The 20,404-nt window shown below is 60.4% G+C and carries 23 protein-coding genes and 1 pseudogene; 12 read left to right on the forward strand and 12 right to left on the reverse strand.

The window, feature by feature from the left end; genetic code table 11:
- Positions 1-162 (reverse strand): annotated as a pseudogene (locus ACM62Q_RS03180) (cytochrome c); the annotation flags it as partial.
- Between the two features lie 297 nt (positions 163-459).
- Here ACM62Q_RS03180 and ACM62Q_RS03185 point away from each other — a divergent pair.
- The 10 genes from ACM62Q_RS03185 to cobA all read left to right on the forward strand — a co-directional run bounded on the left by ACM62Q_RS03185 (position 460) and on the right by cobA (position 10,255).
- The gene (locus ACM62Q_RS03185) at positions 460-2,136 is read left to right on the forward strand and encodes a cytochrome D1 domain-containing protein (protein ID WP_415033532.1); all 1,677 of its coding nucleotides are present in this window, start codon (positions 460-462) and stop codon (positions 2,134-2,136) included.
- 93 nt (positions 2,137-2,229) lie between these two features.
- On the forward strand, positions 2,230-3,039 hold the full coding sequence (locus tag ACM62Q_RS03190) for an ethylbenzene dehydrogenase-related protein (protein ID WP_415033533.1): 810 nt from the start codon (positions 2,230-2,232) through the stop codon (positions 3,037-3,039).
- 7 nt (positions 3,040-3,046) lie between these two features.
- Entirely contained in the window at positions 3,047-3,412 is a 366-nt protein-coding gene (locus ACM62Q_RS03195) for a c-type cytochrome (RefSeq protein ID WP_415033534.1), read from the forward strand.
- Between the two features lie 121 nt (positions 3,413-3,533).
- On the forward strand, positions 3,534-4,730 hold the full coding sequence (locus ACM62Q_RS03200; RefSeq protein WP_415033535.1) for a cytochrome D1 domain-containing protein: 1,197 nt from the start codon (positions 3,534-3,536) through the stop codon (positions 4,728-4,730).
- Entirely contained in the window at positions 4,731-5,693 is a 963-nt protein-coding gene (locus tag ACM62Q_RS03205; protein ID WP_415033536.1) for an Lrp/AsnC family transcriptional regulator, read from the forward strand.
- Positions 5,686-6,165, forward strand: a complete 480-nt coding sequence (locus ACM62Q_RS03210; RefSeq protein ID WP_415033537.1) for an Lrp/AsnC family transcriptional regulator — start codon at positions 5,686-5,688, stop codon at positions 6,163-6,165. Before ACM62Q_RS03205 ends, ACM62Q_RS03210 begins: the two co-directional genes overlap by 8 nt.
- A complete protein-coding gene (locus ACM62Q_RS03215) occupies positions 6,158-6,631 on the forward strand; it encodes an Lrp/AsnC family transcriptional regulator (RefSeq protein WP_415033538.1) in 474 nt (157 codons plus the stop codon). Before ACM62Q_RS03210 ends, ACM62Q_RS03215 begins: the two co-directional genes overlap by 8 nt.
- Positions 6,632-6,642: 11 nt before the next feature.
- Entirely contained in the window at positions 6,643-7,782 is a 1,140-nt protein-coding gene (gene nirJ, locus ACM62Q_RS03220) for a heme d1 biosynthesis radical SAM protein NirJ (RefSeq protein WP_415033539.1), read from the forward strand.
- A 2-nt stretch (positions 7,783-7,784) separates the two neighbouring features.
- Positions 7,785-9,365: a cytochrome D1 domain-containing protein gene (locus ACM62Q_RS03225; protein ID WP_415033540.1), complete on the forward strand. Its 1,581-nt coding sequence runs from the start codon at positions 7,785-7,787 to the stop codon at positions 9,363-9,365.
- A 47-nt stretch (positions 9,366-9,412) separates the two neighbouring features.
- Entirely contained in the window at positions 9,413-10,255 is an 843-nt protein-coding gene (gene cobA / locus ACM62Q_RS03230; protein ID WP_415033541.1) for a uroporphyrinogen-III C-methyltransferase, read from the forward strand.
- Positions 10,256-10,328: 73 nt separating this feature from the next.
- On the opposite strand, the gene ACM62Q_RS03235 is transcribed toward cobA, so the two are convergent.
- A complete protein-coding gene (locus ACM62Q_RS03235; RefSeq protein WP_415033542.1) occupies positions 10,329-11,003 on the reverse strand; it encodes a phosphoglycolate phosphatase in 675 nt (224 codons plus the stop codon).
- 111 nt (positions 11,004-11,114) lie between these two features.
- Here ACM62Q_RS03235 and ACM62Q_RS03240 point away from each other — a divergent pair, with 111 nt between their 5' ends.
- Both ACM62Q_RS03240 and ACM62Q_RS03245 read left to right on the forward strand, forming a co-directional pair.
- Positions 11,115-12,194 (forward strand): HD-GYP domain-containing protein, encoded by a 1,080-nt coding sequence (locus ACM62Q_RS03240; protein WP_415033543.1) that lies wholly within the window; start codon positions 11,115-11,117, stop codon positions 12,192-12,194.
- Positions 12,194-12,958, forward strand: a complete 765-nt coding sequence (locus ACM62Q_RS03245; protein ID WP_415033544.1) for a ThiF family adenylyltransferase — start codon at positions 12,194-12,196, stop codon at positions 12,956-12,958. The genes ACM62Q_RS03240 and ACM62Q_RS03245 overlap by 1 nt, the downstream gene beginning before the upstream one ends.
- 31 nt (positions 12,959-12,989) lie before the next feature.
- Here ACM62Q_RS03245 and ACM62Q_RS03250 read toward each other — a convergent pair whose 3' ends face one another.
- From ACM62Q_RS03250 to hda, 10 genes are all read right to left on the reverse strand, one after another.
- Positions 12,990-13,943, reverse strand: coding sequence for an MBL fold metallo-hydrolase (locus tag ACM62Q_RS03250; RefSeq protein WP_415033545.1), 954 nt, complete (start codon positions 13,941-13,943; stop codon positions 12,990-12,992).
- 45 nt (positions 13,944-13,988) lie between these two features.
- Positions 13,989-14,489 carry a MarR family transcriptional regulator gene (locus tag ACM62Q_RS03255; protein WP_415033546.1) on the reverse strand — a complete coding sequence of 167 codons (501 nt, stop codon included), beginning with the start codon at positions 14,487-14,489 and terminating at the stop codon, positions 13,989-13,991.
- Between the two features lie 110 nt (positions 14,490-14,599).
- On the reverse strand, positions 14,600-14,983 hold the full coding sequence (panD, locus tag ACM62Q_RS03260) for an aspartate 1-decarboxylase (protein WP_415033547.1): 384 nt from the start codon (positions 14,981-14,983) through the stop codon (positions 14,600-14,602).
- A gap of 102 nt (positions 14,984-15,085) precedes the next feature.
- On the reverse strand, positions 15,086-15,910 hold the full coding sequence (gene panC / locus ACM62Q_RS03265) for a pantoate--beta-alanine ligase (RefSeq protein ID WP_415033548.1): 825 nt from the start codon (positions 15,908-15,910) through the stop codon (positions 15,086-15,088).
- A gap of 107 nt (positions 15,911-16,017) precedes the next feature.
- Positions 16,018-16,836: a 3-methyl-2-oxobutanoate hydroxymethyltransferase gene (gene panB, locus ACM62Q_RS03270; RefSeq protein ID WP_415033549.1), complete on the reverse strand. Its 819-nt coding sequence runs from the start codon at positions 16,834-16,836 to the stop codon at positions 16,018-16,020.
- Complete coding sequence (locus ACM62Q_RS03275) at positions 16,837-17,187, reverse strand: DMT family protein (protein WP_415033550.1); 351 nt, start codon at positions 17,185-17,187, stop codon at positions 16,837-16,839. It lies immediately after the preceding gene.
- On the reverse strand, positions 17,184-17,660 hold the full coding sequence (folK, locus tag ACM62Q_RS03280) for a 2-amino-4-hydroxy-6-hydroxymethyldihydropteridine diphosphokinase (RefSeq protein ID WP_415033552.1): 477 nt from the start codon (positions 17,658-17,660) through the stop codon (positions 17,184-17,186). The genes ACM62Q_RS03275 and folK overlap by 4 nt, the downstream gene beginning before the upstream one ends.
- Positions 17,657-18,985 (reverse strand): polynucleotide adenylyltransferase PcnB, encoded by a 1,329-nt coding sequence (gene pcnB, locus ACM62Q_RS03285; RefSeq protein ID WP_415033554.1) that lies wholly within the window; start codon positions 18,983-18,985, stop codon positions 17,657-17,659. The genes folK and pcnB overlap by 4 nt, the downstream gene beginning before the upstream one ends.
- Positions 18,986-19,031: 46 nt before the next feature.
- Positions 19,032-19,700 (reverse strand): HAD family hydrolase, encoded by a 669-nt coding sequence (locus ACM62Q_RS03290; RefSeq protein ID WP_415033556.1) that lies wholly within the window; start codon positions 19,698-19,700, stop codon positions 19,032-19,034.
- Positions 19,697-20,368 (reverse strand): DnaA regulatory inactivator Hda, encoded by a 672-nt coding sequence (hda, locus tag ACM62Q_RS03295; RefSeq protein WP_415033558.1) that lies wholly within the window; start codon positions 20,366-20,368, stop codon positions 19,697-19,699. Before hda ends, ACM62Q_RS03290 begins: the two co-directional genes overlap by 4 nt.
- Positions 20,369-20,404: the final 36 nt, after the last annotated feature.

Consider the following 20,404-nt stretch of genomic DNA (forward strand, 5'->3'; position numbering starts at 1 on the left):
AGACTTGCCGGCAATCGCTTGCGGCGTCAGCTTGGCGTTATTGTCGCGTTTCGGGAATTCCTGGTGCGAATCAAATGTGAGTGCCAGAAATAATAGGAAAAAGAACACCGTTCCCCCGTAGAAGATGTTCCGTGCCATCGATTTAGTAAAAATACCGCTCATGGTGCCCTCCTTTGTGACGGTGCCAGAATTCTCGGATTCGCTAGGCCGCGAATCCATGATGCGGATCAAGGATGCACGTTTACCGCAACAAGGGTTTGGGGCCGAATGGGGCAACCCCGAACAAGTTTGATGTTTGTCAAAATTTCCCAGAAACCCCTCGGAGAATTCCGAAAAAGCCCTAGTTCGGGTGGTGTGATTTAGGAATCATCAAAGACAGGCTGCGCGCCTCCCGGGAAACTTGCTCTCATTGCTCCGGGGGTTCGGTCGCAATAATTTTCCATCAATAGGAGAGTAGACATGAAGATGAAGTCGTTAGGGGTACTCGCACTGACCGTCATGGCAGGTGCCATGAGCTCGGCTTTTGCTCAATCCGCAGCACCGGCCATGACCGATGCTGAAAAAGAGCAGGCCAAAAAGATTTACTTTGAACGTTGCGCCGGCTGCCACGGCGTGCTGCGTAAAGGTGCCACGGGTAAGAACCTGGAACCGCACTGGACGAAGAAAGACAAGGACGGCAAGGTGACCGAGGGCGGTACGCTGAAGCTGGGCCAGAATCGTCTGGAAAAAATCATCGCCTTCGGTACCGATGGCGGCATGGTGAACTTCGACGACATCATGACCAAGCAGGAAATCAACCTGATGTCGCGTTACATCCAGAACGTGCCGGACGTTCCGCCGGAATACAGCCTCAAGGAAACGATGGATTCCTGGAAGGTGATCGTGCCGGTCGACAAGCGTCCGACCAAGCAGATGAACAAGATCAACCTCGAGAACGTCTTCTCCGTCACCCTGCGTGACACCGGCGAAGTGGCCTTGATCGACGGCGACACCAAGGAAATCCGCTCCATCGTCAAAACCGGCTACGCCGTGCATATCTCGCGCCTGTCGGCCTCCGGCCGCTATGTGTACGTGATCGGCCGTGACGGTCGCCTGAGCCTGATCGACCTGTGGATGGAAAAACCGGCTGTCGTCGCGGAAGTGAAGATCGGTTTTGATGCCCGCTCGGTGGATACCTCCAAGTTCAAGGGCTTTGAAGACAAATACGCCATTGCCGGTTCCTACTGGCCGCCCCAGTACGTCATCATGGATGGCGATACGCTCAAGCCGCGCAAGGTCGTGTCGACCCGTGGCATGACGGTGGATGGTGAGTACCATCCGGAGCCGCGCGTGGCGTCCATCGTTGCTTCCTTCATCAAGCCGGAATGGGTGGTGAACATCAAGGAAACCGGTCAGATCCTGCTGGTCGATTACTCCGACATCGAAAACCTGAAGACCACCACCATCGCTTCCGCCAAGTTCCTGCATGACGGCGGCTGGGATGCTTCCAAGCGCTACTTCCTGGTGGCCGCTAACGCCTCCAACAAGATCGCTGCGGTCGACACCAAGGAAGGCAAGCTCGCTGCCCTGGTTGATGTCGCCAAGATTCCGCACCCGGGTCGCGGTGCCAACTTCGTGCATCCGAAGTTTGGTCCGGTCTGGGCCACCGGCCACTTGGGCGCTGACGTCGTGACCTTGATCTCGACGCCGTCTGATGATCCGAAGTTCGCCCAGTACAAGGAGCATAACTGGAAGGTCGTGCAGGAAATCAAGCACGTGCCGGGCAACCTGTTCGTCAAGACGCACCCGGTTTCCAAGCACTTCTGGGCTGATGCACCGCAGAACCCGGACAAGGATCTGGCGGAATCGGTTGCGGTGTGGGATATGGCCGATCTGTCCAAGCCGAAGGCCATTCTGAACGTGGCGAAAGACTCCGGTCTGCCCCCGACCAAGGCCGTCAAGCGCGCTGTGCATCCGGAATACTCGAAGGATGGCAAGGAAGTGTGGATCTCGCTGTGGGGCGGCAAAACCGACCGTTCCGCTGTCGTGGTGTATGACGATGCTACGCTGAAGGTCAAGAAAGTGATCACCGATCCGAAGATGATCACCCCGACCGGCAAGTTCAACGTCTACAACACCCAGCACGACATCTACTAAGCCTATTTCGTGCCTTTGATGTGACGCAAGGATACGGGGGCGCAAGCCCCCGTAATCTCTTGTGCGTGGGGTTTATTCTGTGAGAGGTGAAGAATGAAATATGCAGTGCATGGTGCCGCCCTCCTGATGGGTGGCTTGGCCCTGTCTCCGCTGGCGCTGGCTGCGCCGGACTGGGCTTCGGTGCAGGCGACGACGGTGCATGTTTTCCATCCCGGCGCAACGCCCTGGGAGTGGATCGAGAGCAAGGGCAAGCACGGCGGCAGCCGGGGCCTGAGCCGAGGCGAGAGCTGCGCCGGTTGCCACGTCGAGAATGGTGAGATCAACGTCGATCTCGAGCGCATCGCCAGCGAGCTCGATCCCAAGGGCGCTCCCAAGGTGAAGAGCTTCCCGGTCAGCGTGCAGGCGGCCTACGATGCCGGCCAGCTCTATGTGCGGATGAGTTTCAAGGCACCAGAAGGCGGTGTCGACAAGTCGGACAAGGAAAATGCGGTGAAGGCCACCGTGCTCTTCCCCAGCGCCGAAGTGCCGATGGCTGAACAGGTCGGTTGCTGGGCGACCTGCCACCAGGACGCCAAAACCATGCCGGAAGGCAAGGATAAAACCAAGTACACCAGCGCCGGAGCCTATGAGCTGATGCAGTGGACGAGTTCCGGCAAGGTGGTCGACGGTAGTGTCACCGACCAGCGCCGCATGGACGGCGGCCAGGCCGGAGTGAAGGCGGAAGGCAAGAAGAACGGCGACACCTGGACGGTGACCTTCAGCCGCAAGCTGCCGGCCAGCCAGGCGGTGCACTTCGGTATCGCGGTCCATGCCGACCATGCCGGTGGTCGTTTCCACCATGTTTCCTTCGGTCATACGATCGGTTTGGGAGCCGAGGGCGATGTCAAGGCCAAGAAGTTCTAAGGCGGCATTGCGCCGCAAAGCACTCTGGCGCTGGCGGGTGCAATCCGCGCTGGCGCTGGCCGGTGCCTTGTTGATGCTGTTTCAGGCCACGGCGGAGGCAAGCGAAGCCGCCGCCGTGCCGAGCCTCGAACGGCAGAAGCAACTGGTGCACATGGTGCGCCAGGAGTGCGGTTCCTGTCATGGCATGAGTCTGCAAGGTGGCCTCGGCCCCGCGCTCTTGCCGGCAGATTTGCAAGACAAATCCAGCGAAGGGCTCGCGGCGACCGTGTACCACGGCCGCCCGGGGACGCCGATGCCGCCCTGGCAGAGGTTTTTGAACGAAAACGAAGCGGCCTGGATTATCGAGCGTTTGCTGGCGGGTTTTCCCGAGTAGACTGCGCCGGCGCGTAGTGCGCCCGGCGCTTGCCGGAGCTGCCTTCTTCGCAGAAAGAAGCAGATCAAATACACATTGGAAAGGCGTTTTGCCGCGCTTTTTTCCCCAGAGAGGTGTTTTCATGCGTAGCCTGTTTATTTTGTTCTTGGCGGCTTTTCTCGGCGCTTGCGCCCATACGCCGCCGCCGGGGGCGGCCAGTGCAAATTCTGGCGCACCGCGTGCCACCGGTGATCTGGCGCTGATCATCGAGCGCGCCAGCGGCCATGTGACCCTGGCCAACACCACGAACCGCCAGCCTTACGCCCGCATTGGCGGCCTGGGCGATTTGTCGCACGCTTCCGCCGTGTATTCGCGCGATGGCCGTTACGCCTATGTTTTTGGCCGGGACGGGGCGATGAGCAAAATCGATATGCTGGAAGCGCGCCTCGTCAAGCGCGTGGTGCAAAGCGGCAATGCCATTGGCGGTTCGATCTCGCAGGATGGACGTATCGTCGTCGCGCAAAACTACACGCCGGGCGGCATCAAGGCCTTCGATGCCGAAACCCTGGAGCTGCTTTCCGAAGTTCCGGCTGAATACGCTCCGGGCCAATTTTCCAAGGTGGTCGGCCTGGCCGATACCGCCGGCAACAAGTTTGCCTATGCCTTGTTCGAGGCCGGCGAAATCTGGGTGACCGATTTCAGTAATCCGCGGGCACCGACCACCCAGCGTTTTCCCGCCGGCAAGAACCCTTACGACGGTCTGGTGACGCCGGATGGGCGTTATTTCATGGCGGGCTTGTTCGGTGAAGATGGCATCGGCTTGCTCGATCTGTGGCAGACCGAGAAGGGCGCGCGGAAAATTTTGCAAAACTACGGGCGGGGCGAACAGCGCTTGCCGGTCTATAAAATGCCGCATTTGCGCGGCTGGACCATGGCGCAAGGCAAGGTTTACCTGCCGGCGGTCGGCCGTCATGAAGTGTTGGTGGTGGATGCCAGCACCTGGCAGGAAGTCGGGCGCATTCCGGTGCGCGGTCAGCCGGTGTTCGTCATGGCGCGTCCGGACGGGCGGCAGATCTGGGTGAATTTCTCTTTTCCGGATTACAGCAAGATCGACGTCATCGATACCCTGCAGGGCAAGGTGGTGAGCCAACTGGAGCCGGGCAAGGGCATCCTGCACATGGAATTTACGCCGCGCGGCGAGCACGTCTGGCTGTCGGCGCGCGATGATCACAAAATTTTGATTTACAGCACGGAAAACCTTACTCAGATCGGGGAAATTAAGGCCGATGCGCCCTCGGGGATTTTCTTCACGAGCCGCGCCCACCGTATCGGCTTCTAAATGACTCAGGATTTTACTTTTCGTCTGCTCAACGATTTCCAGCGCGACTTCCCGCTCTGCCCGAAACCCTACGCCGTTTTGGCGCAGCAGCTCGGGCAAAGCGAAGCGGCGGTGATCGAAACCTTGCAAAGCTTGCAAGACGACGGGCGTGTTTCGCGCATTGGTGCCGTGCTGCGCCCGGGGTGTTTCGGTGTCTCTACGCTGGTGGCCATGGCGGTGCCGGTAGAGCGTTTGCAGGAAGTGGCCCTTTTGGTGAACACCTTTCCCGGGGTCAATCACAATTACCAGCGCGAGCACGAATTCAATTTGTGGTTCGTGCTGACGGCCGGCGACGCCCCCGCTTTGGCGCGCAGTTTGCGCCAGATCGAGGCGCAAAGCGCTTTGCCGACCTTGTCGCTGCCCATGGAAAAGGCTTACCACATCGATCTGGGCTTTCCACTGCAAGGTGGGGCGGTGCGCCGCCATAACAATTTGCCGGCCGCGCCGCAGTCCTTGTCGAGCGAACAAAAAGCCATACTGGCGCGCGTGCAGGAAGGCATTCCGCTACTTTCTGAGCCCTATCGAAGCATGGCTGAGGATGTCGGCGTGACGCAAAGCGTCTTCGTGCAGCAGCTGGAAAACTGGCTGCAGGCCGGGGCGATCAGCCGCTGGGGCGTGGTGGTGCGCCACCGCGAGTTGGGTTTTGCCGCCAACGCCATGTTGGTGCATGACATTCCCGACCAGGCCGTCGATCGCATTGCTGCCGCCTTGGCCGAAGAAGATGCGGTCACCCTGTGCTACCGCCGCCCGCGCCATTTGCCCAATTGGCCGTACAACTTGTTTTGCATGATCCACGGGCAATGCCGCAGCAAGGTCGAAGCCACGATTGCGCATCTGCGCGAACGCCATGCCCTGGGGGATACGGCGCACGCCGTGCTCTTTTCGCAACGCTGTTTCAAACAGACTGGAGCGCGCTATGTCTGAACCGCAGGCGCTCGATCCGCTCGAACGGCGCATCATCGATCATCTGCAAGGCGGTTTTCCGCTCGTTTCGCGCCCCTATGCGGCGGCGGCGGCGCGTTTGGAGATGCCGGAAGCGGCGCTGATCGAGCGTATCAAAAGCTTGCTGCAACGCGGCGTGCTGACCCGTTTTGGGCCGATGTTTCAGGTCGAGCGCGCTGGCGGAGCCTTTGTGCTGGCGGCGCTGGAAGTGCCGGAAGCGGATTGGGAGCGCGTGCTCGCGGCAGTCAATGCCTTGCCACAGGTGGCGCACAACTATCGTCGTGAGCATCGCTTCAATATGTGGTTCGTGCTGGCGACGGAAACCCCCGCCGGTATCGCCGCCGCCATTGCCCGGATCGAGGCCGATACCGGCCTTAGCGTGCATGCCTTCCCGAAGGAAAAGGAGTATTTCGTGGAGATGAAACTGGCCAGCCGGGGAGGCAGCCATGGATGATTTTGCCCGCCGTTTGATTTTGGCCACGCAACAGGGTTTGCCGCTCGTGCCCGAACCTTATGCCGAGTTGGCGCGCAGCTTGGGTTGTGATGAAAAAGCGGTGCTGGCCGGGCTCGAAGATTTACTGGCGCGCGGTGTGATTCGCCGCATCGGCGTGGTGCCCAACCATTACGCCATTGGTTATACCGCCAACGGCATGAGCGTGTGGGATGTCGATGATGCCAAGGTCGACGCCCTGGGTGAGCAGATCGGCCAGATCCCCGGCGTCACCCACTGCTACCGCCGCCCGCGCCATCTGCCCGGCTGGCCGTATAACCTGTTTGCCATGGTGCACGGTGGCAGCCGTGAAGAAGTTCTAGCCCAGGTCGAGGTTTTACGCGCCGTACTCGGGGAGGCCTGTCGCGCCAGCGATATTTTGTTTTCCACCCGGATTCTGAAAAAAACCGGCTTGCGGCTCACCGCCTGAATGGAGTAGGCATGTTTCGTATCAGTCATTTCATTGCCGAACTGGATACCCCCACGCCGGTCGGCCCGCATCGTGCGCCGCCTGGGCCAGTGGTGATCTGGAACCTTTTGCGCCGCTGCAATCTGACCTGCCGCCATTGCTATTCGGTGTCCACCAACACGCATTTTCCGGGCGAACTGAGCACCGAGGAAATCTACCGCGTGCAAGACGATTTGAAAGCCGCCCGCGTGCCGGTGTTGATTTTGTCTGGCGGCGAGCCGCTCCTGCATCCGGATATCTACGCCATTGCTAAACGCGCCAAGGCCATGGGGTTTTATGTTGCGCTCTCCTCCAATGGTACCTTGATCGACGAACACAACATCGCCGACATTGCCGCCTGTGATTTTGATTATGTCGGTATTTCGCTCGATGGCCTGGGCGCGACGCACGACCGTTTCCGCCAGCAGCAGGGCGCGTTCGACGCTTCCCTGCACGCCATTCGCCTGTGCCGCGACCGCAATCTGAAAATCGGCGTGCGCTACACCATGACGCGCGATAACGCCGATGATCTGCCCGGTTTGCTGGCCTTGGTGGAAGAAGAAAAAATCGACCGTTTTTATTTTTCACACCTGAATTACGCCGGGCGTGGCAACAAAAACCGCGCCGAGGATGCGCAGTACAAACTGACGCGTCAGGCCATGGAACTGCTCTTCGATACCTGCCTCGATTATCGTCAGCGCGGCATACACAAGGAATTCACCACCGGCAACAACGACGCCGATGGGCCATTTTTTCTGCATTGGGTACGCCAACGGTTCCCGGAAAAAGCCGCGCACATCGCCGGGAAACTTGCCCAGTGGGGCGGCAATGCCTCCGGTCAGAATGTGGCCAATATCGATAATCTGGGCGTGGTGCATCCGGACACCATGTGGTGGCATTACCCGCTGGCCAATGTGCGCGAAAAAGCCTTTGGCGAGATTTGGGCGGATATTTCCGATCCGCTCATGGCTGGCCTCAAACAGCGTCCGCGCCCGGTCGAAGGACGCTGCAAAAGCTGCGCGCATCTTGCGATCTGCAACGGCAACACGCGCGTGCGCGCCCAACAACTCACCGGCAATCTGTGGGCGGAAGACCCCGGTTGCTATCTGACTGATGAAGAAATCGCGGCCTGACCATGCGTAAATCGACGACCACTTTCCTTGCCTTCTATGCCCTGCTTGCAGGCCCGGCCTTGGCCCAAGCCCCGGCCGTACCCAAGGCGGCGACCGAAGCGCTCTATCAGCAACACTGCGCCAGCTGTCACGGTGTCGAGCGTTTGGGCGGTATGGGGCCGGCCTTGTTGCCGGAAAATCTTGGGCGCTTGCGTAAGGGCGAGGCGAGCAAGGTTATCGCCGAAGGCCGCCCGGCAACGCAGATGGAAGCATTTGCCGGTAAGTTGAACGCGGCTGAAATCGATGCCTTGCAGGCCTATATCTACACCCCGCCGGCGGTCAGCCCGCGCTGGGACGCAGCGGATATTCTGGCCTCGCACATCGTGCACGCCGATGAGAAAAAATTACCGCATCGACCTTCTTTCAGCGCCGACCCGATGAATCTGTTCATCGTCGTGGAAAGTGGCGACCACCATGTCTCGGTGCTCGATGGCGACAAGCTCGAACCCATCCACCGCTTTCCGTCGCGTTTTGCCCTGCACGGCGGGCCGAAGTTTTCACCGGACGGGCGCTTTGTTTATTTCGCCTCGCGCGATGGTTGGGTGACCAAGTACGACATCTGGAATCTAACGCCGGTGGCCGAAGTGCGCGCCGGCATCAACACGCGCAATGCGGCGGTTTCTGCCGACGGCAAGTTTGTGGCGATTGCCAATTACCTGCCGCACAGCCTGGTCATTCTCGATAGCGATTTGAAACCCCTGCGCGTGCTGCCGGTGCAAGACAAGGACGGGAAAAAGAGCTCGCGGGTTTCGGCGGTTTATGATGCCGCCCCGCGCCAGAGCTTCGTGGCCGCTTTGAAAGACGTCAATGAAGTCTGGGAGATTTCCTACAACCCTAAACATCCGGACATCCCGGCCGGCTGGATTCATGATTTTCAGTACAAGGAAGGCGCTTTCATTGCCGGTTTTCTCAATCCGCAGCGCACCAAGACGGAAGATTATCTCGATGATTTCTTCTTCACCCAGGACTACAACGATTTGATGGGAGCCTCACGCGAAGGCGGGCGCGGGCAGGTCATCAATCTCGATGCGCGCAAAAAAGTGGCGGAATTGCAGCTGCCGGGCATGCCGCATCTGGGCTCGGGCATTACCTGGGCCTGGCAGGGTAAAACAGTGATGGCCACCCCCAATCTGAATGAGGGCTTGGTGAGCATCATCGATACCGACAACTGGCAGCTGGTGAAAAGCATCCCCACCCTGGGGCCGGGGTTTTTCATGCGCAGCCACGAAAAGAGCCGCTACGCCTGGACTGATTCGATGATGCACCGCGAGCACCGCGATACCTTGCAGGTCATCGACAAAGAGAAGCTGGAGATCGTCGCGCAACTGCGCCCGGTGCCAGGCAAAACCCTTGCTCACGTCGAATTCACCCGCGATGGCCGCTATGTCTTGGCCAGTTTGTGGGAGCGCAAGGCCGCCGGCGGTGCCTTGATTGTGTTCGACGCACAAAGCCTGAAGGAAGTGAAGCGCATCCCGATGGACAAGCCGGTCGGCAAGTACAATTTACACAACAAAATCACCCGCTCGGAAGGCACCAGCCACTGAACGCGGGCGGCACAGGCAGCAGATCAACGGAAAAAAGGGGAAACGTCATGTACGGTAAAGTCAGTCTGGTGGGCGCAGGCTCGGGGGATCCGGAGTTGCTCACATTGCGGGCCTACCGCTTGATCAAGGAAGCGCAAGCGGTGGTGTACGACAATCTGGTCGGGCATGAGGTGGTCGCCTTGATTTCGCCCTCGGCGCGCACGGTGTACGCGGGCAAGGAGGCTGGGCGGCACGCCTTGCCGCAGGAGCGGATCAATGAACTCTTGGTGGAGCTGGCGCGCCAAGGTTTGCATGTGGTGCGCCTGAAAGGCGGCGATCCCTTTATTTTTGGTCGGGGCGGTGAAGAAATGGCGGCGCTGGAAGCGGCGGGCATTCCTTTTGAAATCGTTCCCGGCGTGACGACCGCCTCGGCGGTCGGGGCTTATACCGGCGTGCCGATGACGCACCGCTCGTACGCGTGCAGCCTGGTGCTGACCACCGGGCATTTGAAAGACGGCTCGCTCGACCTGGATTGGGACGTGCTCGCCCGCGAACGGCAAACACTGGTGGTGTACATGGGTTTGGCGGCCTTGCCGAAAGTGTGCAGCCAGTTGATTGCGCACGGTCTGCCCGCCGATACGCCGGGTCTGGTCGTGCAATCGGCGACGACACGCGAGCAGCGCAGTGTCGCCGCACCGATTTCTTCCTTAGCCGAAAAAGTGGCCGCGGCAGGCTTGCAGTCACCGGCTTTGATCGTGATTGGGGCGGTAGCGGGTACTTACTGCGCACAGCGTGAGGCGGCACTGCTCGCCGCCCGCTATGGCGCGCTTCATGGCGAGGACATCGCTGAAATGGCGGCCGTCCTTGCGCCTCCCGCCCCGCGTTTTGACTGCGCGGCCAGCCCGGCCTGAAGTTTAGCCAGGCGCGCCAAGCACGCCCGCGCCGCAGCGCGGGAAGCCGCCTACCCGTAACTTGAATTTGCCGTCAGGCTTTGGAGCGTTGGGCCATTGTCAGGGCGGCAGCAATGTCGTCCACCAGTGCGTCGCACTCATCGCTGCGCAGAGGGGTGCTGCCGTGGTAGCCGTAAGGCACGCAATACACCGCGCAGCCGGCGTTACGTGCGGCGGCGATGTCGTGGCGCGAGTCGCCGATGTGCAGATTGCCGGAGAGCGGCTGCCCCATGGCGGCGCAGGCATGGATGAGCGGTGCGGGGTGGGGTTTGCGCTGCGCCGTCGTGTCGCCGCCCACCACGACCGGGAAAAATCGGGCTAGATCGAGTTTTTCCAGCAGTTGATGGGTGAACGCTTCGGGTTTGTTGGTGACGATGGCCAGCGGCGTACCCAGTGCACTCCAGGCGCGCAGCGCGGCGCTGACGCCGGGGTAGATGCGGCTATGCTGGCCGTTGGTGTGCGCGTAATGCCGGCGAAAAACCGTAATGGCGTGCGTCAGTTGCTCGGCAGCGGGTGGGGCAGAAAAAGTCAGGCAGCGCTCCACTAGCACGGCCATGCCTTGCCCGACAAACTGCGCAATTTCGACCGAGCTGCGCGTGGGCAGTGCCAGCTCGTGCAGCATCGCTTGGCACGCGCTGGTCAAGTCGGGCAGACTATCGACCAAGGTGCCATCGAGATCAAAGGTAACGGAAGTAAAAATTTTGTGCATCCTCGAAAAATCAGGGGGGCAGCTGCTTTGCTGTCTCTGGGCGGGCGGCGCTTTGTTACACTGTGGGCATTCTGGGTACAACGAGCGGGAGAGCCGATTATGCAGGAAAACATGAGCAAGGTCGGGCTCGACCTGGAGGCGTTACAGGAGTTTGCCGACGCCTTGTACGACCGCAGCCCGGCGATCGAGCGCGATGTGGCGCGCCTGCGCCAGGGCGGAGCGCAGCGGGAGCTGACGGCGGACCTGTTTCGCGCCATGCACAACATCAAGGGCGACGCTGCCCTGTGCAAATTCGAGCTGGGTGTGGCCATTGCGCACCCGGTCGAATCCTTGATGTCGCGTTTTCGCGACGGTGAAATTCCCTTTTCCGATCTGCTTGCAGAAACCATTTTGCTCGCGCTCGACCGTCTCGAATTGGCGACCGAAGCTATGCTGCACGGGCGCTCGACAAACAGCCTGCACCTGCCCACGCTGCTCGAGTATCTGGGCAATCTGGCCCAAGCGCCGGTCGATGCCATCGATGCGCGCTGTGCCGAACTGATTCAGGCGGTGACGGGTTTCAACCCCAGTGCCGGCGGTTTGACGGCAAGCAGCGCCGGGCGTTCGACGAGCGGGCATGTGCGACTCAACGAAGACCTCGCTTTTTTCCGTTCGCTGGCCTTGCAACTGGAAAACCGCTCGCCGCTGTTCAAGGGGCGCACCATGCGCATTTTGCGTCTGGCCCTGGAAACCAACAAGGCGGGCGGGGGCGTGGTGGATACCTTGCAGCTGGAGGCGGCCGTTTATCTGCACGATGTGGGCATGATGTTTTTGCCGGAGTCGGCCTGGCTCAAAGTGGGCCGCCTGACGGACGCCGACAAGGAACTGCTGGCAGCGCACCCGGGTTTGGGGGCAGGACTGTTGCAGCGGATGCCGGGCTGGCCGGGGGCCGCAGAAATTGTTTTGCAACACCACGAAATGCCCGATGGACGCGGCTACCCGCAGCAGTTATCCGGCGAAGCCATCTGCCCTGGAGCGAAAATCCTTGCCATTATCGATGCCTTTGAGGCCGTTATGCTCAAACATAGTGACCGGGGTAAAACCCGTTCCGTGCTGCGCGCCATTGCTGAAATCAATGCCTGCGATAAACAATTCGCGCCGGAATGGATTGCGCCATTCAATACGGTAATCCGTAAGACCATAGAAACCTGATGTCTGAAAATTTCGATTTTGCGCGCCGTTTTGGTGGTGTGGCGCGTTTATATGGCGCGCCGGGGCTGGCGCGTTTGCAGGCGGCGCATGTGGCGGTGATCGGCTTGGGCGGCGTCGGCTCCTGGGCGGCGGAAGCCTTGGCGCGCACGGCTGTTGGGCGGTTGAGCTTGATCGATCTCGACATGGTGGCGGAATCCAATACCAACCGACAGATTCACGCCCTGGGTGAGGTGTATGGGCAGGCGAAGGTCAGCGCCATGGCCGAGCGCATCGCGGCGATCAATCCGGCCTGTGCGGTGCAGTGCATCGAAGATTTTGTCACGCCGGAGAATCTTGCGCAGTTGCTGCACCCTGAGTTTGATGTGGTGATCGATGCGATCGATCAGGCACGGGTGAAGGTTGCCTTGATTGCGCATTGCCAGAAGGAAAAAATTCCCCTCGTCGTGGCGGGGGCGGCCGGCGGGCAGCTCGATCCGACGCAAATTACGCTGGCCGATTTGAGCCAGACCACGCAAGACCCGCTATTGGCCAAAGTGCGCGCCAGTTTGCGCCGCGCGCACGCTTTTCCCCGGCAGGGAAAATTTGGCGTGCCGGCGGTGTATTCGACCGAGCCGCTGCGTTACCCGCCACCCGCGCCGTCCTGCGCGTTGGATGCCGCGCCGCAAGGTTTGAGCTGTGCCGGTTTTGGTTCGGCAGCCTGCGTCACTTCCGTGTTTGGCATGTTCGCCGCCAGCTGGGCCATTCGGCGCATTGCCGGGGTGTAAGCCGGCGGCTTTGAAATCAATGGGCGGCAGGTCAATGAGCGGCAGCCTGCTGGTCCAGCCAGACGCCCAAACCTTGGGCATTTAATTCGAGGTCGGTGGCCCAGAGCTGAAGAATTTCTGCGTCAGGCAAGGTGCAGCCGTGGCGGCGCACTTCAGCCAACAGGTAGGCGCTCAGGTCAGCGTGGATGCGGCTGTGGCGGAGTTCGCCGGCGTCTTTGTGGCGCAGCGCCAGTTGTACTGAGAAATCGAGGTGGCGCAAGAGTTCTGCGGCCTGTTTTTCGACCTCTGGCACCTGGCTGTAGTGCGTCAGATACATGGCATCCGGTTTGAATTCGAGCAGGCGCTCGATGGAACGGCGCATTTCTTCCGGCTCGAACTGGCTGGGTGAGGTGGTCGGAAAGATGAATTGACGGCCCGCCACGTCGAGTTCGCGGTAAGACAGCCCGAACATGTCGCCGGTGAAAATCGCTTTGGCCTGCGCATCGACGATGCAAATGTGGTGGCGGGCGTGCCCCGGTGTGTCCAGGCAGAGGAGTTCGCGCTCGGCCAGCCGGATGCGCGTGCCTTCGCCGGCTTCGATGATGCGTTCGGCCGGAATCGGCAAAATTTCGCCATAGACGCGTGCGACATATTCTGCGCCATAGACTGCCGTGACGCCGGCCACCAGTTTCGCCGGCTCTGCCATGTGGCGCGCGCCGCGCGGGTGCACGACGAGACGCGCCTTGGGGAATTCGCGCATGAGGTGGCCGGCGCCGCCGGCATGGTCGAGGTGGATGTGGGTGAGGATGACGTAATCCACGGCATCTGCCGTCAGCCCGAGTTTTTCCAGGGCGGCACGGGCATGCGGTAAAGAATCCTTGCTGCCGGTGTCGATAAAGGCAACCCGGCCATGGTCGACGATGAGATGAATCGCCGCCAGAATTGGCCGCACATAGCCTGCGTCAAAGGCGTAAATGCCATTCCCGTAATCGCGCCAGTCGAACATGCCCGCTCCTTTTCGTGAAAAGGCCGATTATAGGGGAAGGGGGAGTCAGATCACTTGCAGCAGCTTGCCGCGCAAGGCTTCTGCTTCGCGCCGGCCTTCGCGGGAATTGACCAAGGTGTGAAACCACTCGTCGAACAGGGCGCGCAAATGTTCGTGTGTTTGTGCCTGGGTAATGCGCTGCAGCAGGGAACTTGCGCCCAGTGTGCCGATGAAGGCGTTCAAGGTGTTGGTCATGAAATTGCGCGCTTGCTGCAAAAGGACCGGGTCGACTTCGTTCGGTAGAGGGCGAAAGGCGGTGATCGAGGTGGGAGTCGGGTCGGGCGGGCGTTTGCCGTTACTCGATTGAATCAGCTCGATAAAACCGGCTTCTTCCAGGTGGCCGAGGGTGATTTGCAGGTCGTCGGCACTGACCAAGCCGCGTAAGTCATCGACGCTGCGTTTGCCGTCGATAAAAATCAGCACGCGGCGCACGCGCGGCGTCAAGCCTCCGGCTTTGCTGGTGATTTCAGCTTGGCCTTTGGCAGTTTTGGCGAAAATGGCAGCCATGTTGTCTCCATTAAATTAAATATTATTCAATGGATTTTACATAAAAATAATAGCCCGCCAAGGGGCGGGCCATGTTTTTGGCACTCAGGGTGCCAGTGATCCAGGAGGAATCAGGCGGCGGCTTGCACCGGGATTTTGTGGCCGCGGCGGGCAATGCGGTTTTGCGAGTCGACGTAGATCAGATCGGGTTCGTAACGCGCCAGTTCGACTTCGCTGTACGTCGCAAAGGTGGCGATGATCAGGATGTCGCCGGGGGCGGCGCGGCGCGCTGCCGAACCGTTGACCGAGATCACACCCGAACCGCGCTCGGCGCGAATGGCGTAGGTGGTGAAGCGCTCGCCGTTGTTGACGTTCCAGATGTCGATCTGCTCGTACTCTTTGATGTTGGCAGCGTCCAGCAGATCTTCGTCGATGGCGCAGGAGCCTTCGTAATGCAGATCGGCATGCGTGGTGGTCACGCGGTGCAGTTTGGACTTCAACATAGTTCTCTGCATGGTGTTAACTCATCCAGAAAGTTGGGGGAAGCGCATTGTAACGGCAATCGACGTGCTGTCAACCGCTCATTTCAAGCATGAAAAACAGCCTGCCAGGCCGCGTCAAATCTCAATGTTGTCGATCAGCCGAGTGTTGCCCAGACGGCTGGCGGCGAGCGCCACCCAGGGGCCGTTATCGACAGTGGCGGCGCTGAGATCGGCCTGGCTGCACAGCGCGATGTAATCGCTTTGCCAGCCGTGCGCGGCCAGTTCGGCCTGTGCGTTGTGCTCGAGTTGGGCGAAATCGGTGTTGCCTGCGTGCAAGGCGGTGCGCAGTGTGTTCAGGCAGCGATACAGACGCGGCGCTTCGGCGCGTTCGGCAGCGCTCAAATAGCCATTGCGCGAGGAAAGCGCGAGGCCGTCTGCAGCGCGCACGGTTTCACCGCCGATGATTTCGATGGGCAGCGCCAGTTGGCGCGTCATGTTGCGCAGCACCATCAACTGCTGGTAATCCTTTTTGCCAAAAAGCGCGACTTGCGGTTGCACGCAGTTGAACAGCTTGAGTACCACGGTGGCGACGCCGCGAAAATGCCCTGGGCGGAATTGGCCGTCGAGCAGGTTTTGAATGGCGGGCGGTTCGACGAAATACTCTTGCGGTTCGGGGTAAAGGTCGCGCTCGCTGGGGGCAAACAAAACATCGACGCCGGCGGCGCGTAATTGGTCGCAATCGTCCTGGAAGGTGCGCGGATACTGGTCGAAATCTTCGTTTGGGCCAAATTGCAGGCGATTCACGAAAATCGAGGCGATGACGGTGTCTCCGTGCGCCCGCGCCTGGCGCATCAGGCTGATGTGTCCGGCGTGCAAATTGCCCATGGTCGGCACGAACACCCGGCCGGTGCGGGCGGCAAGTTCAGCGCGCAGGGCGGCGATGTCGGAAAAAATTTTCATGGGAAAACTCCTGCAAATTTTTGTAATTGGTGGCGGGCAGTGCCGCAATCGTGCGCCAGATAGGGGGGCGTGCGTTCAGATTGCGGGCCAAATCGTCAGGCCAGGCCTCAAGCAGAATAGGTATGTTCCGGCCCGGGATACTCGCCGCTTTTGACTTCCGCGACGGCTTGGCAGGCGGCTGCGTGCAAGGAGCTTGCTCCGGCCATGAAATTCTTGACGAATTTTGCTTTCTTGCCGGGGGGGATATCGAAAGCATCGTGCATCACCATCACCTGGCCGGAGCAGTCCTTGCCTGCGCCGATGCCGATGGTGATGATTTTCAAGGCCGCCGTGACTTCTGCGGCCAGCACGGCAGGAATCGCTTCCAGCACCAGCATGGTCGCACCGGCCTCCTGCAAACGCAGCGCGTCGGCCATCAGCCGTTGCGCCGCGGCCTCGCCTTTGCCCTGCACCTTGTAGCCGCCCATGGCATGCACCGATTGCGGCGTCAGTCCGAGGTGGCCGCAGACCGGCACGCCGCGCTCGACCAAAAAACGCACCGTATCGGCCATCTCGCCGCCGCCTTCGAGCTTGACCATTTGCGCACCGGCCGCCAGCAAGGTGGCGGCATTGCGAAAGGCATGCTGGGGGGATTCCTGATAACTGCCAAAAGGCATGTCGGCGATGATGAAAGGTTGCTCGCAGCCGCGTTTGACGGCTGCCGTGTGATAAGCGATGTCGGCTAGGCTGACGGGCAAGGTGCTGTCATGGCCCTGGATGACGTTGCCTAGCGAATCGCCGATGAGCAGGCATTCGACACCGGCCCCGTCGAACAGGCGGGCAAAGCTTGCGTCATAACAGGTGAACATGACGATTTTTTCGCCGGCGGCGTAACGCTTGCCAAGATCGATCTGGGTCAGGCGGCGGGTAAGGGTTTGAGCGGACATTTATGACCTGAAGACGAAATAAACAGCGCCTAGGATACACAGAGCCGCCCACAGGTAGTCAAGCTTGAGCGGCTGCCCCATGTAGAAAATGACGAAAGGCACGAAAACAGAGAGGGTAATGACTTCCTGCAGGATTTTTAGCTGCGCCAGAGAAAGCGCCGTGTAGCCGATGCGGTTGGCCGGCACCTGCAACAGATATTCAAAAAGGGCAATGCCCCAGGAAACGAGTGCCGCCGCCCACCAGGGTTTGCTGTTCAGTTCTTTCAGGTGGGCGTACCAGGCAAAAGTCATGAAGACATTCGACAGGGCAAGCAAAATCGCCGTTTGCCAGAGTACGGGCAGGCCGCTCATTGCCGGGTGATGCCTTGTGTGGCGACGGCGGGCAGCCAGGCGGCGAGCCGGCCGCGTCCCGGCAAGGCGAGTTCGGGGGCGATTTCAAACAGCGGGTGCACCACGAAGGCGCGCAGATGCAGGCGCGGGTGCGGCAGGTGCAGGCGCGGCGTGGCAATCTGCAAATCGTCGTAGAGCAGTAAATCGAGATCAAGCGTGCGCGGGCCGTTATGCAGGGTGCGCTGGCGGCCAAAATCCTGTTCGATGTCGTGCAGCCGGTCGAGCAGGTTTTGCGCTGGCAAATCGGTCTTCAGGGCCGCCACGGCATTGATGAAATCGGGCTGCTTGGTGAAACCAATGGGGGCGGTGCGGTACAAGGCAGAGCGGCGCAACAGGTGGCTCTCGGGCAGCTTGCCGAGCGCGTCAAAAGCAGCATTTAGCGTTGCCGCCGGGTCGCCGAGATTGGCCCCCAGCGCAATATAGGCGAGGCTCATGCCGGGTTGGCAGGTTTGGGTTTTTTGCGCCGGCGGCGGCGCTTTTTGTCGTCGTCCGACACGGGCAGGAGCATTTGCGCGCGGGCTTCGCCGTCGGCGTCTTGAAAATGCGTCCACCAGGTGGCGAGCTCGGGTGCAATTTCGCCGGCCTGGGCGCGTAGCAGCAGAAAATCGTAGCCGGCACGAAAACGCGGGTTTTCGATCAGCGCATAGGGGCGTTTGCCGGTGCGCTGCTCGAAACGTGGCTGCAAGGACCAGATTTCCTTGATGTCGCCGGCAATGCGCCGGGTAATGGCGAGCTTCTCGCCCTGCACGTCGAGCACATGGTCCATGGCCTGAAAGAGCGCCGGAATTTTCGGTTCGCCAGAAGCCTCGATGCGCGCCCAGTGCACCAGCACTTCGTGCCAGAGCAGGGTGGCAAAGAGAAAGCTGGGCGAGACGCTTTTTCCCCGGCGCACGCGTTCATCGGTATTGGCGAGCGCCTGCAGAACGAATTTTTCGCCTAAAGGCTGCTCCAAAATGACATCGAGGAGTGGCAAAAGGCCGTGGTGCAAACCTTCGTCGCGCAGCTGTGTGAGGCATTTCACGGCGTGGCCGGAGGTCAATAGCTTGAGCATTTCATCGAACAGGCGCGCCGCCGGGACGTTTTCCAGCAAGCCGGCCATGTCGCGGATGGGGCGGCGCGCTTCTGGGTCGATCGACAAGCCCAACTTTGCCGCCAGTCGTACGGCGCGCAACATGCGCACAGGGTCTTCGCGGTAGCGGGCGCGCGGCTCGCCGATCATGCGCAGGGTTTTTGCTTTTAGGTCGCCGACGCCGTGGTGGTAGTCGATGACATTTTCGCTGGCTGGGTCGTAATACAGCGCGTTGGCGGTGAAATCGCGGCGCGCCGCATCTTCCGCCTGGCTGCCGAAAACGTTGTCGTGCAGTACGCGGCCATGTTCGTCTTTTTTGGTATTGGCATCGAGTTTGCCGCGAAAGGTGGTGACTTCGATCACTTCTTGCCCGAACAGGGCGTGCACGATTTGAAAACGGCGGCCGATGATGCGCGAGCGGCGGATGCAGCGGCGCACTTCTTCCGGGGTGGCATTGGTGGCGACGTCGAAATCCTTGGGCTGTGCGCCGAGCAATAAATCGCGCACGGCACCGCCGACGACATAGGCCTCAAAACCCGCGTGCTGTAGCGCTTCACAGGTCCGTCGGCTGGCGCTGGACAAGCGGTCGCGGGTGATGCCGTGGCTGGCCACAGGAATGACGGCAGCAGCGTGTGGGGCGGATTTTTTCTTTTTGCCGCGAAAAACGCGGGAGATGAGCTTGCGGATCACGAAATAAGGGGGGCGAGTGAACGCAGTGCGAAAAAAGTGAGCGATTTTACCGCAGGCTAATGATTTTCCAGCCCAATTTCTGTGCCTGTTGACGCAGGCTGTCGTCCGGGTCGACGGCCACCGGGTCGCTGACGCGCTGCAGGAGCGGCAAATCGTTGCGCGAATCGCTGTAAAAATAGGTTCGCGCAAAATCGTCCCACCACAGCGCCTGGCTTTCCAGCCAGTCTTCCAGGCGCGCAATTTTGCCGTCCTGAAAAGCCGGGGTGCCGGTGGGGCCGCCGGTCAAGCGTCCGGTGCTGCGATCAAGGGCAGGAATGGTGGCGATGAGGTGGGCAATGCCGAGTTCGCGAGCGATCGGCCCGGTCACGAAGCTATTGGTGGCGGTGATGATGACGCACAAATCACCGGCTTGGCGGTGTTGCGCCAGTAACGCGGGCGTGCCCGGGGCAATCATCGGGCGCACCTGTTCTTGCATGAATTCGGCGTGCCAGGCGGCGAGTTCTTTACGGTCGCGCCCGGCCAGCGGCGCCATTTGAAAATCGAGAAAGGCCTGGATGTCGAGCGTGCCAGCTTTGTAATCTTCGTAAAACTGCGCGTTCATGCGGGTTTGGCGCTGGGCATCGACGATGCCGCGCGAAATGAGAAATTGCCCCCATTGGTAATCGGAATCGCCAGCCAGCAGGGTGTTGTCGAGATCAAAAAGTGCCAGATTCATGCGCATTTCTCCTGCAACAATAGGTCGCGCAGCAGCGGCAAAGTGACGCTGCGTTGATGTTCGAGGGTGTAGCGGTCGAGTGCCACAATGAGCGAAGACAGGGCGCGCATGTCGCGCGGTGCGTGCTGCATGAGGTAAGTGAGCGCTTCCGTCGGCAGTTTCAGCGCGCGCGCTTCCGCCTGCGCGCTGAGGGCGGTCATTTTTTCGCTGTCGGAGAGGGGATGCAGGCGGTAGATCAAACCGGAGCCGAGACGCGTGCGCAAATCTTCGCGTAAATCGAGGGCGGCGGGCGGTTGCCGGGCCGCGGTGAGCAGCTTGCCGCCGCGCTGCTTGCAGAGATTGAAATAATTGAAGAGGGCAATCTGCCCGGCAAAGCTCAAGGCTTCGACGTGATCGATGGCGGCACACAGGGGTTGGGAAGCTGTGCCGAGCGCGCCGAGTGCCTGGAGGTCGCTGTCGGTGCGGGCGTCGTGATAAATCCAGCCGCTGGCGCGCAAGAGGTGGCTGCAACCGCTGCCTTCCATGCCGTAGAGATGAAAAGCGGTTTCTGCTGAAGCCTCCAGCCAGGCGCGAAAAGCCGCCAAGGTTTCGCCGTTGGCGTGACCGGCGACGAAATTACACAAGCTGGGTGGATTGTCGGGAAGCAGATCGAGCAGAAGCTGGCGCATGGCGTGGCAAAACAAAATCCCGGTCAAAACAAATGA

Origin of the sequence: Azonexus sp. (genome assembly GCF_047638095.1) — a bacterium.
Taxonomy (GTDB): Bacteria; Pseudomonadota; Gammaproteobacteria; order Burkholderiales; family Rhodocyclaceae; genus Azonexus.

Excerpts from the sequence above, each read along its gene's own strand:
- ACM62Q_RS03215 (WP_415033538.1), top strand. The coding sequence starts at position 6,158 with ATGGATGATTTTGCCCGCCGTTTGATTTTGGCCACGCAACAGGGTTTG.
- ACM62Q_RS03190 (WP_415033533.1), top strand. The coding sequence starts at position 2,230 with ATGAAATATGCAGTGCATGGTGCCGCCCTCCTGATGGGTGGCTTGGCC.
- ACM62Q_RS03245 (WP_415033544.1), top strand. The coding sequence starts at position 12,194 with ATGTCTGAAAATTTCGATTTTGCGCGCCGTTTTGGTGGTGTGGCGCGT.
- ACM62Q_RS03225 (WP_415033540.1), top strand. The coding sequence starts at position 7,785 with ATGCGTAAATCGACGACCACTTTCCTTGCCTTCTATGCCCTGCTTGCA.
- ACM62Q_RS03210 (WP_415033537.1), top strand. The coding sequence starts at position 5,686 with ATGTCTGAACCGCAGGCGCTCGATCCGCTCGAACGGCGCATCATCGAT.
- ACM62Q_RS03290 (WP_415033556.1), bottom strand. The coding sequence starts at position 19,700 with ATGAATCTGGCACTTTTTGATCTCGACAACACCCTGCTGGCTGGCGAT.
- ACM62Q_RS03240 (WP_415033543.1), top strand. The coding sequence starts at position 11,115 with ATGAGCAAGGTCGGGCTCGACCTGGAGGCGTTACAGGAGTTTGCCGAC.
- panB (WP_415033549.1), bottom strand. The coding sequence starts at position 16,836 with ATGTCCGCTCAAACCCTTACCCGCCGCCTGACCCAGATCGATCTTGGC.
- ACM62Q_RS03200 (WP_415033535.1), top strand. The coding sequence starts at position 3,534 with ATGCGTAGCCTGTTTATTTTGTTCTTGGCGGCTTTTCTCGGCGCTTGC.
- ACM62Q_RS03250 (WP_415033545.1), bottom strand. The coding sequence starts at position 13,943 with ATGTTCGACTGGCGCGATTACGGGAATGGCATTTACGCCTTTGACGCA.
- panD (WP_415033547.1), bottom strand. The coding sequence starts at position 14,983 with ATGCAGAGAACTATGTTGAAGTCCAAACTGCACCGCGTGACCACCACG.
- ACM62Q_RS03185 (WP_415033532.1), top strand. The coding sequence starts at position 460 with ATGAAGATGAAGTCGTTAGGGGTACTCGCACTGACCGTCATGGCAGGT.
- nirJ (WP_415033539.1), top strand. The coding sequence starts at position 6,643 with ATGTTTCGTATCAGTCATTTCATTGCCGAACTGGATACCCCCACGCCG.
- folK (WP_415033552.1), bottom strand. The coding sequence starts at position 17,660 with ATGAGCCTCGCCTATATTGCGCTGGGGGCCAATCTCGGCGACCCGGCG.
- ACM62Q_RS03255 (WP_415033546.1), bottom strand. The coding sequence starts at position 14,489 with ATGGCTGCCATTTTCGCCAAAACTGCCAAAGGCCAAGCTGAAATCACC.
- panC (WP_415033548.1), bottom strand. The coding sequence starts at position 15,910 with ATGAAAATTTTTTCCGACATCGCCGCCCTGCGCGCTGAACTTGCCGCC.
- ACM62Q_RS03275 (WP_415033550.1), bottom strand. The coding sequence starts at position 17,187 with ATGAGCGGCCTGCCCGTACTCTGGCAAACGGCGATTTTGCTTGCCCTG.
- ACM62Q_RS03205 (WP_415033536.1), top strand. The coding sequence starts at position 4,731 with ATGACTCAGGATTTTACTTTTCGTCTGCTCAACGATTTCCAGCGCGAC.
- cobA (WP_415033541.1), top strand. The coding sequence starts at position 9,413 with ATGTACGGTAAAGTCAGTCTGGTGGGCGCAGGCTCGGGGGATCCGGAG.
- ACM62Q_RS03235 (WP_415033542.1), bottom strand. The coding sequence starts at position 11,003 with ATGCACAAAATTTTTACTTCCGTTACCTTTGATCTCGATGGCACCTTG.
- hda (WP_415033558.1), bottom strand. The coding sequence starts at position 20,368 with ATGCGCCAGCTTCTGCTCGATCTGCTTCCCGACAATCCACCCAGCTTG.